A 13,125-nucleotide genomic window follows, 5' to 3' on the forward strand; every position below is an offset into this window, starting at 1 on the left:
CGTCAATGCGCAGCAGGCAACGGCGCATCTGCCTCGATCACGCCTTCGCGCTTGAGCTCCTCCCACACTGCCGATGGAATGACCACCCGCATCGACATCGCATTGGCGTGCGCCTGCTCGGCCGTGCGCGCCCCGGGGATGACGGCCGACACCACAGGCGGAGCAGCAGCAAATTGCAGCGCTACCGTGCGTAGATCCACGCCATGCCTGTCGCAAATGGCCAACGCTTTCTGCCGCTTGGCCGGCGCCCACGGCGGGATGGTGCCGTCGTAGAGATAACGCTCGCGTCCGGCCAAATAGCCAGCCAACAACGGTGCACCGACCACGACCGAGGCGCCATGTTTCTCGATCTTCGGGAAGGTGTCATGCAACGCCTGCGCATGATCGAGGAGCGAGTATTGGCAGGCCAGCAGGAAGATGTCCGGATCGGCCTCTTCGATCGCGCGCAATGCCGGCTCTGGACGATTGACGCCAAAACCCCAGGCTTTGATCAAGCCCTCCTTGCGCATCTTGGTCAGCTCCGGCATCGCACCCTTCACCGCTTCGGCGAAGCGCTGCTCCCACGGCATGCCCAGGTCCTTTTCGTTCTCCGGCGACAGATCGTGGATGTACGCGATGTCGATCTGCGACACGCCCAAGCGCTGCAGGCTATCTTCGATCGAGCGCCGCACACCGGACGCGCTGTAGTCGTAGCGATAATCAAAGGGCGAGGGCTGCTGCCACATCGTCTTTGGCGGTGTCTCGGTCGCGGTGAGCAAGCGCCCCACCTTGGTCGACACCACGTAATCGTCGGCCGGATGATTGTGCAGATGATGGCCGGTGCGTCGCTCGGACAAGCCCAACCCATACCACGGCGACGTATCGAAATAGCGCACGCCCGATTCCCACACCGCTGCGAGAGTCTGCTCGCTCTGTGCGTCGCTGGCAGGCGCAAACCCATTCCCGATCGCAACGCCACCAAAGCCCAGTCGACTGCGTGGGCGGTAGCGTCCGCCCTTGGTGACGGGATTAGTCGGCAATGCGCTCGCATCGGTTTTACCGCGCGTCGGCATCACGCTGCCGGGCGCTGACAATTGCGCCATCAATGGCGCAGCGGCCAATGCCGCAGTGCCGGCAGCGGCAGCGGAAAGAAATTGGCGACGTGTATTCATGGCGACTCCGTGCAACAACGTGGTCCAAGAGCATGGCTCCGCCGGTGTGCATGCCAGGTCAGCGGACTCAGCCCACCGCCAACTGCTGCAACTGCGCGTGCGGCGCGCCATCGCCCAGCCACAGCATGGCCAGACTGATCGGCAGACTGAAGCGACGCGGACCGGCACTGCCCGGATTGACGTACAGCACGCCCTCCCGCAACTGGATCTCGGGTTTGTGCGAATGACCGCTGATGACGACGTCTGCTGCCACGTCCGATGCCAGTGTTTTCAGCGTGTGCAACACATGGATGCGCACGCCATCGATCTGCAGATCCAGCGTCTGCGGCAAATCCGCGGCCCAGGGCTTGTCATCGATATTGCCTGCGATGACATGCAGCGGGGCCAGTGCCCGCAATGCCTCAAGCACCTGCGGCTTGCCCACATCGCCGGCATGGATGATGTGCGCGCAGCCATCGAGCGCGGCCAGCGCCTCGGGCCGCAGCAGCCCGTGCGTGTCGGAGATCACACCGATACGCGTGCCAGTGCCCATCTTGCCATTCCCTCGTTTGAACACGACTCCGTCGATGGCCTACGGCGACAGTCTCGACATGGAGAAATCAGCTTCGTCACGCTCGCGTCGGGGGGTACCAGGATGTCATCGATGCGGCGCATGACCCACGTTGCCAACGGTCTGCTAGGGCGCGACTTTAGCTACCGCCTGCCACCGGGCCAAATCCCGGTGGCAGGCGCGCAGGATGCATCACCCCTGCGGCGTGAGCACGATGACGCCCAGCGGCGGCAACAACAGCGGCAGCGAGTGGGCATGGCGGTGCATGGACTGCTGCTCGGCCGTCACGCTGCCGCCATTGCCCAGATTGGCACCGCCGTAGATGCCGGCATCGCTATTGAACACCTCGCGCCACTGGCCGCCTTGCGGCACGCCGATGCGATAGCCGTGCTGCACCACCGGGGTGAAGTTGATCACCACCAGCACCGGTGCATCGCCGCGTTTGCACTTGCGCAGGAACGCCACCACGCTGTTGCCGGCATCGTCGCCGACGACCCAGGCGAACCCGGACGGGTCGTCGTCATGTACGTGCAGCGCCGGGTATTCGACATACAGCCGGTTCAAGTCGCGCACCAGCGTCTGCACGCCGCGGTGGCGTGGGTCGTCCAGCAAGTGCCACGGCAACCCGCTGTCATGGTTCCACTCGGTGGGCTGTCCGAATTCGCAGCCCATGAACAGCAACTTGCGCCCCGGGTGGGTGAACATGAAACCCAGATACGTGCGCAGGTTGGCGAAGCGCTGCCAATCGTCGCCTGGCATGCGGCCCAGCAATGACCCCTTGCCATGCACCACTTCGTCGTGCGAGATCGGCAGCACGAAGCGCTCCGAATACGCGTAAACCATGCTGAAAGTCAGCTCGCCGTGGTGATACCGGCGATAGATCGGGTCCAACCCGGCGTAATGCAGGGTGTCGTGCATCCAACCCATGTTCCACTTGTAGTGGAAGCCCAGGCCGCCATGCGCCACATCGGCGGTGACGCCGGGGAACGCGGTGGATTCCTCTGCGATCATCACCGCGCCCGGGGTGTGCTCGCGCACCACCTCATTGAGCCGGCGCAGGAAGGCGATGGTCTCGTAGTTCTCGCGCCCGCCGTGGATGTTGGGCACCCACTCGCCGGCATTGCGGCTGTAGTCGCGGTACAGCATCGAGGCCACCGCATCCACGCGCAGCCCATCGACGTGGTAGCGCTGCAGAAATTCCATCGCACTGGCGATCAGGAACCCGGACACCTCGCGGCGGCCGTGGTTGTAGATCAGCGTATTCCAGTCGCGGTGGAAGCCTTCGCGCGGGTCGGCATGTTCGTACAGCGCGGTGCCGTCGAAATGCGCCAGCCCGTGCGCGTCGGTGGGAAAGTGGGCCGGCACCCAGTCGACGATGACGCCGATACCTTCGCGGTGGCAGCGGTCGACAAATCGGGCGAAGCCATCGGGCGTGCCGAAGCGCGCGGTGGGCGCGAACAGACCCAGCGGTTGATAACCCCACGAGCCGCCGAACGGATGCTCGGTCACCGGCATCAGCTCGACATGGGTGAAGCCCATATCGGCCACATATGGAATCAGGCGATCGGCCAGGCCATCCCAGTCCAGGTCCACGCCTTCTTCGCGCAGCCAGGAGCCGGCGTGCATCTCATAGATGCTCATCGGCGCGTCGTGTGCCTGCCGGCGCGCACGGGTGGCCATCCAGCCGTCGTCGCTCCACTGGTGCGGCGTGGGATCGGCCACGATCGAGGCGGTGCCCGGGGCAAGCTCGGCGCGGCGCGCCACCGGGTCTGCCTTGGCCGGCAGTTCGTGCCCATGCGGGCCACGCAGTTGATACTTGTAATGCGCACCGGGGCCGACGTCGGGCACGAACAACTCCCATACGCCGGACTGGTGCCGCAGCCGCATCGGATGCCGGCGCGCGTCCCAGCTATTGAAGTCGCCCACCACCGCCACACGCGAGGCATTGGGTGCCCACACCGCAAAGCGCGTGCCGCGTACGCCATCCACGTCCACCACATTGGCGCCGAGCGCATCGGCCAGCTGCAGGTGGTGACCTTCGCTGATCAGGTGCAGGTCGAAGTCGCTGAGCTGCGGTCCGAAGGCGTAGGGGTCGGCGGTGTCCTGCTCGCCGCCGGGCCAGCCGATGCGCAGGCGGTAGCTGCCCTGTGCCGGAAGGTCGCCGGCAAACAGGCCAGACTCCGGGCCGGCCTCCAGCGCCACCACGTGCCCGTCGTCGAGCACTGCACTGACGCGTTCGGCGCCAGGCAGATAGGTGCGCAATACGCGCCCGGTGTCGGTTGGGTGCGCGCCCAGGACGGCGAACGCATCGCCGTGGCGTGCTTCGGCCAGGGCGCGGATGACGCCGGGATCCCATCGATTGCTCACTGCTGTCATTACTCCACTCATCATGTGTCTCCTGCATCGGCGCGTGCGCGTTGCAGGATGCGTCGCAAACCTTCGATCGGCACCATCAACCAGCCGGGGCGATTGGCGGCTTCATAGCGCACTTCGTAGCTGGCCTTCTCCACCAGGAACAACAAGGTAGCTGCATTGAACGCCGCCGGCGCAATCCATGGATGAGCGCTGGCGTCGAGCACGGCATGGTAAGCGTCCAGGAAGGCTTGTGTGGAGCGTCGACGGAATTGCACCAGGAATTCGTCCAGATGCGTGTCCACGCCCACGCCAGCGCGGGCGGCGGTGCCCTCCTCGCCACGTGCAGACACTTCGCTGGCGTAATCGAGCGAGCGCAGGAAGCCGGCCACATCGCGCAACGGGCTGGCCTTGGCGCGCCGTTCGGCCAGCGGCTTGGCCGGCTCGCCTTCGAAGTCGATCAGCACCACATCGTCGAACGCCACCAGGATCTGGCCCAGATGGAAATCGCCATGCACGCGGGTGAGGAACGAGTCGGCCAGCACGCTCGGCGCCTTGGCGAGCAAGGCATCCAGCTGCGGGCGCTCGGCCAGCACCGCTTCCAGCGCTTCGCGCTCGGCGCTGTCTTCGCCGCCGGCCAGGCGCGCATTGACGGTGTCCCACATCGCTTCAACCTGGCGTCCCACGCCGGCCACCACATCGTTGGCGGTGGGCAGGTCGATGCGTTGTGGTGCGAAGTCGGCATCGTCGGTCTCGCGCGACAGCGCTTCGTGCAACTCGGCCAGCCGCTTGCCCACCACCGCGGCGAAAGCGTCGTAGCCAGCAACGGCTTCGGCGCGCGCTTCATCGGTCTGCGCGGTGGCGTATTCGTCGAAGCTGCGCGCCAGATGATCCAGTGTCCAGCGCCAGGCATCGCCTTGATTGCGGATGAAGCCTTGCAACAACGCGATGGTGGTGATGATGCCCTGGCCGTCGACGCGGCTCACGCTGCCCAGCAGTGGCGCCGCATTGGCGTAGCCCAGCTCGGTCAGGCGGCGGCCGATTTCGATTTCCGGATTCGCACCGATCGCCACATGCCGCAGCAGCTTGAACACCGCCTTGTCGGCGACCACCAGCGAGCTATTGCTCTGTTCGGCCGACAACCAGCGAATCTCCGGGTCCTGCGGAATCTCCAGTGTCGCCAGCGCCGGGGTGGCCTCGAAGCGCACCTGCCCCTGCTGCGATGGCTCGTCGCCATCGCGGAAGTCCAGCGCTGCATTGCTGCGCAGCGCATCGATCACACCGCGCACCATGGGCTTGAGCGCAAACGCATCGGTGAGATAGCCCACCTCACGACCCTGACGCACCCGCGCCAGCGCCAGTTGCTCGGCCAACGTGCTGGGCTGCTCGCGTTCCCACACGATGCCGATCGGCAACATATAGCGCTCGTGGCGACCGTCTTCCAGCTCCGCGTCCAGTTCCAGCAAGGTCATCGGCTCGTCGCCCGGCAGCGGCGTACGCCGCGCGATGCGCACGCCGCGCAGCGCCTGATCCTTGGCCGAGAACCAGCGCCGCGCCGACAACCAGGCCGGCAGGATTTCGTGTTCCAAGGTGGGCAGATGCGGCAGCAGTGCGGTGCTCTCGTCGGCATCGCTGCGCAGCACCAGCGTGCGGTAGTCCGGCAACGGTACCGGGCTGGGCACATGCCAATCCGGCAAGGTGCCTTCGCTGACCAGCTGAAAGGCATAGAAACCGAACGGCGGCACCGTGAGCAGGTAGGTCAGCCGGCCGATCGGCGGGAAGCTGCCGCCGCCGATGATGTCCACCGGCACGCGGCCTTCGAATTCGGACAGGTCCAGCTCCACCGCTTGCAGCGTGTGCGACAGGTTGGCCACGCACAGCACGGTTTCGTCCTGATAACAGCGCAGGTACGCCAGCATGCGGCGATTGCCCGGATACAGAAAGCGCAGGATGCCGCGGCCGAAGGCCTGGTAGCGCTTGCGCACGCTGAGCACGCGGCGGGTCCAGGTCAGCAACGAGTGCTGGTCGCGGATCTGCGCTTCCACATTCACCGCCTGGAAGCCGTACAGCGGGTCCATCACCGGCGGCAACACCAGCTGCGCGGGGTCGGCGCGCGAGAAACCGCCATTGCGGTCGATCGACCACTGCATCGGGGTGCGCACGCCATCCCGATCGCCCAGATGGATGTTGTCGCCCATGCCAATCTCATCGCCGTAATACAGCACCGGCGTGCCCGGCATGGTCAGCAGCAGGGAGGTCATCAATTCGATGCGGCGGCGGTCGCGCTCCAGCAGCGGCGCCAGGCGGCGACGAATCCCTAAATTGATGCGCGCACGGCGATCGGAGGCATAGGTCTGCCACAGATAATCGCGTTCCGAATCGGTGACCATTTCCAGCGTCAACTCGTCGTGGTTGCGCAGGAAGATCGCCCACTGGCAGCTCTCCGGAATCTCCGGGGTCTGGCGCATGATGTCGGTGATGGGAAAGCGGTCTTCGCGCGCGATCGCCATGTACATGCGCGGCATCAGCGGGAAGTGGAATGCCATATGGCATTCGTCGGCGTTCTGGCCGAAATATTGCTGCGTGTCTTCCGGCCACATGTTGGCCTCGGCCAGCAGCATGCGGTCCGGATATTCGGCATCCAGCGTGGCGCGGATCTTGCGCAGAATCGCGTGGGTTTCCGGCAAGTTTTCGTTGGAGGTGCCGGAGCGTTCGATCAGATACGGCACTGCGTCCAGGCGCAGGCCGTCCACACCGCGATCCAGCCAGAAGCGCATCACTTCCAGCACCGCTTCCAGCACCGCCGGATTATCGAAGTTCAGATCCGGCTGATGCGAATAGAACCGATGCCAGAAGTATTGGCCGGCTACCGGGTCCCAGGTCCAGTTGGACTTCTCGGTATCGCAGAAAATGATGCGCGTGCCTTCGTATTCCTGGTCGGTGTCCGACCACACATAGAAGTCGCGCTCCGGCGAGCCGGCCGGGGCATTGCGGGCGCGCTGGAACCAGGAATGCTGATCGGAGGTGTGGTTGATCACCAGCTCGGTGACGATGCGAATACCGCGCGCATGCGCCTGCGCCACCAATTGTTCGAAGTCGGCGATGGTGCCGTAGTCCGGATGCACCGCCATGTATTCGGCGATGTCGTAGCCATCGTCGCGGCGTGGGCTGGGGTAGAACGGCAGCAGCCAGATGGTGTCCACACCGAGCTCGGCGATGTAGTCCAGCTTGGAGATCAACCCCGGGAAATCGCCGATGCCATCGTCGTTGGAGTCGAAGAACGACTTGACGTGCACCTGGTAGATGATGGCGTCCTTGTACCAGAGCTGGTCGGCCACCACGGCCGATTGTTCTGCATCGGCCTGTAAAGCGGGAACTGCATTCATGCGACCTCTCCTGCGCGGATGCGCCATAACGCGAACGGTCGCGTTGCCTCTAGACGGATGTGTTGGTGTTTCCCGTGCCACTCGAAGCGATGCCCATCCCACAGATCGTCCACGGCAACGGTGGCGTAATCGGGCAGGCCCAGCTCCCACAACGGGATTTCGATATCGGCGTCCTGCCCGGCATGCGGGTCCAGATTGATGGCCACCAGCACCATGCTGCGGCTACGCGACAGGTAACCGGCATCCAGGAATTTGCCGAAGTACAGCACCTGGTCGTTATGCGCCTGGTAGAAGCGCGTGCCCAGATGCGACTGCAACTCCGGGTGCATGCGCCGCAGCTGATTGAAGCGGGTGATCTCGTCGACGATATCGCCGGGCGCGCGCTCGGGCCAGGCGCGCAGCTGGAATTTCTCCGAGTCCAGATACTCTTCCTTGCCTGGCGCCAGCGGCGTGGCTTCGCACAGTTCGAAGCCCTGATACATGCCCCACAGGCCCGACAACGTCGTTGCCAGTGCAGCACGGATCAGGTGCCCGTTGCGCCCGCCGGTTTGCAGGAACAGCGGGTTGATGTCCGGCGTATTGACGAAAAAGTGCGGGCGGAAGCACTCGCGCGGCACGCCTTCGTTCAATTCCTCCACGTACTCCTGCAGTTCGTGCTTATGGTTGCGCCAGGTGAAATAGGTGTACGACTGCGAGAAGCCACACTTGGCCAGGCGATACATCATCTTCGGCCGAGTGAAGGCTTCGGACAGGAACACCACATCGGGCCGCCGCCCGCGCACATCGGCAATCAACCACTCCCAGAACGGGAACGGCTTGGTATGTGGATTGTCGACGCGAAACAGCGTGACGCCTTCGTTGACCCAGAACAGCACCGCATCGCGCAGCGTGTTCCACAGGTCCGGCACTGCGCCACTGGCGTAGAAATCGACGTTGACGATGTCCTGGTATTTCTTCGGCGGATTTTCCGCGTACGGGATGGAGCCATCCGCGCGCCAGGTAAACCAGTCCTTGTGCTCTTTCAGCCATGGGTGGTCCGGCGCGCACTGGATCGCGAAATCCAGCGCCACTTCCAGGCCCTGGCCACGTGCGGCCTGTATCAACCGGCGGAAACCGGCCAGCCCGCCAAGTTCGGCGTGCACTTCGGTATGGCCGCCCTCGGTTGCGCCGATCGCGTACGGGCTTCCCGGCTCACCTTCCACCGCCGTGACCGAATTATTGCGGCCCTTGCGGTTGTTCAAGCCAATCGGGTGGATCGGCGGCATGTACAACACGTCGAAGTTCATCGCGCGGATATGCGGCAACCGCTCGATGACGTCATCGAACGTGCCATGTCGGTTGACATCGCCGCTCTGCGAACGCGGAAACAACTCGTACCAGCTGGCGAAGTGGGCTGCGCGGCGTTCCGACTCGACCCGGAAGGTGACCGGATATTCCGAACGGAACGGCTTGTCGTCGGCCAGCGCCATCGCCTGCGCGGTGTCCGGCTCCAGCACGATGGCCAACTGTTGCAAAGGTTCGCTCTGCGCACCGATACGCGTGAGCACTGCCTGCAAGCGCTCGGACAGCGCGCCATCGCTGCGTGCCTGTGCGGCTTGCACGACCGCCACCGCTTCCTGCACGTCCACCGGCAGCACCGTGTTGGCGGCGCGCTTTTTTTCCAGGTCCGCATGCAAGGTGGCGAAGACATCGCGCCATGCTTCCACGCGGAATTCATAGGTGCCGATGCGCTCCAACGGGAACTCGGCACGCCAGCGGTCGTTGGCCAGCGCACGCATCGGCGCGCTCGCCCAGGTCTTGGCATCGGCCGGACGCCACAGCACCGCGACCGAGATGCGGTCGTGCCCATCGCAAAATGCATCAGCTTCGACGCAGATGCGGTCGCCCACAGTGCGCTTGACCGGGAAGCGGCCGTTATCCACCGACGGCGTGACCGACTCGATGCACACCCGCGGCCAGGCGCCTGCCGTCTGCGCACGCGGGCGCATGCGCGGCACCGCCAGCACATGGCGCGCCGGCACGCTGCGATACACGCGCACCTCGCCAGGCTCGAGCGCCTCCAGCGTGGCGCCGGACAGGCTGCGGCCGTCTTCGGCCACCAAGGCCTCGGCATCGCCGAGCAACCGCAACAGATCGGAGGCCGGCACCGGCACCACGTGGCGCGTGTCGCCATTGATCAATAGCAAGGACGGCAACCCGCCCAGCGGCTCGACCGCGACCGCGGTGAGCCCGGTGGACTCACGCAGCAAAGGGCGCAGCCGCAGGCCGGCAAGGCTTGGCGGGGCGCCGTCAGTTGCGCGGAGCGACAGTGGCAAGGCATCCAGATGCGCATCGTCCAGCAACCAGGCACCGCCCAAGGCCCGTGCCAGTTGCCAGTGCTGCTCGGGCGAGGCCGCCCGCTGGCCGTCGGGCGCATCGAGCACCGCAACAACCTGCGAGGCCAACGCACGCAGCGCCGTGTCTTCATCGAAGAACCAGCTGCCGCGACCATCCCACCAGGCGAGCGAGGAGAACGCCGCATCGAACCCGGCGCCGGCCAGTTGCTGCAATGCCTCCAGTCCCAGACCAGGCGTCCACGCTGCAAATACCACCTCCGGCGCCTGGGCATGCACGCACGCGATCAACTCGCGCCAGCGCTGCACCGGCACCTGCTGGGGCTGCAAGAGACGGAAGCCGTCCACGCCTTGGTCGGCCCACTCCAGCAAGCGCGCGCTCCACCACGCCACCAGCGCCGCACCTTCCTGCGCATAGGCAAAGCGTGCCTCGGCCACGTCCGGCGTGGCACGCGGTTGGCGCGGATCCGGCACCGCCGCGCTGCGCGCGCGGAACCACTGCGGGTTGTCGCGCACCACCGCACTGGCCCCGCCCACTTCGTCCAGCCGCACATCGACCAACAGCTTCACGCCCGCGCGGCGCGCCGCCTGCACGGCCGCTTGCAGGCGCTCCGTCTGCGTCGCCGCGTCGGCCGATGGCTCGACCAAACGCCCTTCCGCATCGCGCTCGAACGGTGCCGCCATCACTACGTAATCGCAGCCAGCCTCACGTGCAGCCACACAGCGCTGCTCCAGCCCGGTAGACGTTTCGGTTACTTCGTTGAGAACACAGATCCGCATGGCGCCCCCCTCAGCAGACAACGGCGCGCAGACGCACCGTCACGACGGAAGCCAGCGTAGGCATGCCCTCTGGCATCGTCGCGAGTCCCTGCCCGCAACACGCCACACCACCGCCTACACGCACCGAACCTTGCCGTATTGACGCTTGCCGGCACGACGCCCAACCGCCCCTGCCACCCGTGACTGCACTCATGCGCAACTCCGCAACGATTCTTGACCCGTGCAGTCAAACACTCCCACTGCGAATTTCATGTGTCGGTGGAATTGACGAAAATCAAACAAGCGCGGCTTTGGTGGTATATGCCATCGCACCAGGCAGTCGCTCGCGCGATTTGGATGCACGCCTTATGACAAGCGCCATGGTAGGCAGTCGGAGCGGACGCTTCATGGGTGCGACCTACTCGATATAACTTGGACCAGCCAGACCTAGAACATTCGGCGACGCTCAGGCCCAAGGAGGCACGTCGCCATTGAAGCAGTCGACGTTCACCGAAGAGCAGATCGCGTTTGCCCTGAAGCAGGCCGAGACCGGTACAAGGGTCGAGAATCTTTGCTTCAAGATGGGCATCAGCCAGGCCACGTTCTATGCGTGGCGCAAAAAGTTCGGTGGGCTGGGCGTTGCGTTGCCGAGCTGCGCCGGCTATGCCAGCTCGAGGAAGAGAACCGCAAGCTCAAGCAGCTGGTCGCCGATGTGAGCCTGGACACGGTCATGTTGCAGGACGTGCTGTCAAAAAAGTTCTGAGACCCACGCAGCGCAAAACGCTCGTGGGCCATCTGGCGGACCGTTATCGCGTCGGAATTCGCAGGGCGTGCGAGGCCATCAAGCAAAGCCGTTCTGCGTTGTATTACCGGTCTCAGGACAATGAGGATGCGCCGCTGCTTCGACGGATCGAAGAGATCGCCGCGGCGCGTGTGCGCTATGGCTTTTGACGGATCTTCGTGCTGCTGCGCCGGGAGGGCTGGAAGGCCAATCACAAGCGTGTCTATCGGCTGTATTGCCAAGCGGGCCTCAATCTGACCAGCAAACGTCCGCGCCGCCACAATGCTGCAGCCCATCGCCTGGAGCGCACGGTGCTGACGGGTCCCAATCACGTCTGGAGCATGGATTTCGTGGCCGATGCATTATTCGACGGGCGCCGCTTCCGGGCGCTGGCCATCGTGAACAACTTCACCAAGGAACGCTTGGCCATAGAAGTGAATCAGAACCTCAACAGCGAAGACGTGGACCTTTCCGAGTAGCGCTTTAAGATACAGCCAGCGAGGGGCTGAAACTCCTCGCTGGCGGAAACGTCTATCAATATAAAACGGTTACAGAAGTATCTGTCGTGCGTACGTCATAATTGCATTGGGGAGTAAGCCCCGAGTGATCGGGTCCATATCGTTCCCAAGGTGGAGAAGTTAAGCGGCCCATATTTCGATCATAGACGGCGATATTACTGTAACGTCAGCATGCCTCCATCTGGCAACTCGTCGCAACTACTCACCTCGTAGACCTCCAAAGCTCCTCCTACGATCAAATCTGGATCACCGTAAGGCACGCTCGTCAATCTTACGCTTTTGCCAGACGTGATATTTGTGGTGTCGATATTCCACTGATTGCAGGCGACACCGGGCGCACATGTGGAATAAGTATCACCCACGATTTGATCACCCGATTTCGCAGGAATAAAATCGCTGAAGTGCACGGTTCCATCTTTGCAACAATTCCAACTACTAAGATCCCAGGTATTAGATGCCGCCCGATACCCCAACACAGGCTGGAGTATCGTGTCGCCCTGCATGCCTGGGAAATAATAAATCGTTTGGTTAGAACGGATCCTTGGATTCGGCGGAACCTTCCAACTTGCCACAATTCGACCAATCGGGCTGGACGTGTAGTAACCGCCATAGGCCAACCAACTTTGGGAAATGGTTGGGGGCCGCACTCTCTGGCTCTGCGCCAACGAGGTATTTTCACTCGACCTTGCAATTTTTCCCTGCAGAGTTCGCCCATCGGGTCTGACACGCACGCCATCACGGGTAAAGTTGTCTTGTTTACAAACTTTCCGCCGCTCCAGCAAGCCAGTGACGCGTTGAATCCCGCCGTCGCTCGTGATGCGATCTCCCTGATGAATCTGTTGCACGCAGTCAGGAGAAAAGTAACCAAATGGGGTTATGACGTAGTCGGCAGGCACTTCAGCGGGCCGAGCACCAATACTTAGTTCATTTGCAAAAGCAGGACCAGTAAGCCCAGTCAATACAATGAGTGCAAGTCCGCTAGCAAATTTTCGAAAAATTAAACCGCAGCCATATATTCCGGATTTCATGAAAATTCCTTATATTAAGTATATTAACTTAAGTTGCAAATCTGCCACTTCCATGTTTTGCAGATCTGTCCCGTAAACATCAATCAGTAAAAACTGATACAGGTATCGGTCGTGCGCACTGCGCAAGTGCATTGCATTGCGGCTTTATACTCGGTGTCGCAGGTCCATTACTTTCTCACGCGGGGATGTCACACTACTAAAATGTATTTCATACAAATAAATATTTTCATTAATTTTTAGCCGCGCCCTCGCTTAGATACCTGGCAC

General features: G+C 63.1%; 6 protein-coding genes and 1 pseudogene. 1 reads left to right on the plus strand and 6 read right to left on the minus strand.

Annotated elements, in window-relative coordinates; genetic code table 11:
- Nucleotides 1-2: 2 nt before the first annotated feature.
- From XBLMG947_RS14680 to XBLMG947_RS14700, 5 genes are all read right to left on the minus strand, one after another.
- Nucleotides 3-1,151 (minus strand): aldo/keto reductase, encoded by a 1,149-nt coding sequence (locus tag XBLMG947_RS14680; protein WP_065469395.1) that lies wholly within the window; start codon nucleotides 1,149-1,151, stop codon nucleotides 3-5.
- Between the two features lie 67 nt (nucleotides 1,152-1,218).
- Complete coding sequence (locus tag XBLMG947_RS14685) at nucleotides 1,219-1,683, minus strand: metallophosphoesterase family protein (RefSeq protein WP_065469396.1); 465 nt, start codon at nucleotides 1,681-1,683, stop codon at nucleotides 1,219-1,221.
- A gap of 210 nt (nucleotides 1,684-1,893) precedes the next feature.
- Nucleotides 1,894-4,077 (minus strand): 1,4-alpha-glucan branching protein GlgB, encoded by a 2,184-nt coding sequence (gene glgB / locus XBLMG947_RS14690; RefSeq protein ID WP_065469397.1) that lies wholly within the window; start codon nucleotides 4,075-4,077, stop codon nucleotides 1,894-1,896.
- Between the two features lie 11 nt (nucleotides 4,078-4,088).
- Nucleotides 4,089-7,439: a maltose alpha-D-glucosyltransferase gene (gene treS / locus XBLMG947_RS14695; protein ID WP_065469398.1), complete on the minus strand. Its 3,351-nt coding sequence runs from the start codon at nucleotides 7,437-7,439 to the stop codon at nucleotides 4,089-4,091.
- Nucleotides 7,436-10,552 (minus strand): maltotransferase domain-containing protein, encoded by a 3,117-nt coding sequence (locus XBLMG947_RS14700; protein ID WP_065469399.1) that lies wholly within the window; start codon nucleotides 10,550-10,552, stop codon nucleotides 7,436-7,438. The genes treS and XBLMG947_RS14700 overlap by 4 nt, the downstream gene beginning before the upstream one ends.
- Before the next feature lie 470 nt (nucleotides 10,553-11,022).
- Between XBLMG947_RS14700 and XBLMG947_RS23705 the strand changes: the two are divergent.
- Nucleotides 11,023-11,776: pseudogene (locus XBLMG947_RS23705) on the plus strand (transposase); the annotation flags it as partial.
- Between the two features lie 209 nt (nucleotides 11,777-11,985).
- Here XBLMG947_RS23705 and XBLMG947_RS21715 read toward each other — a convergent pair.
- Nucleotides 11,986-12,858 (minus strand): hypothetical protein, encoded by an 873-nt coding sequence (locus XBLMG947_RS21715; RefSeq protein WP_245228205.1) that lies wholly within the window; start codon nucleotides 12,856-12,858, stop codon nucleotides 11,986-11,988.
- Between the last annotated feature and the right edge of the window lie 267 nt (nucleotides 12,859-13,125).

Origin of the sequence: Xanthomonas bromi (assembly GCF_900092025.1) — a bacterium.
Lineage (GTDB): Bacteria > Pseudomonadota > Gammaproteobacteria > Xanthomonadales > Xanthomonadaceae > Xanthomonas > Xanthomonas bromi.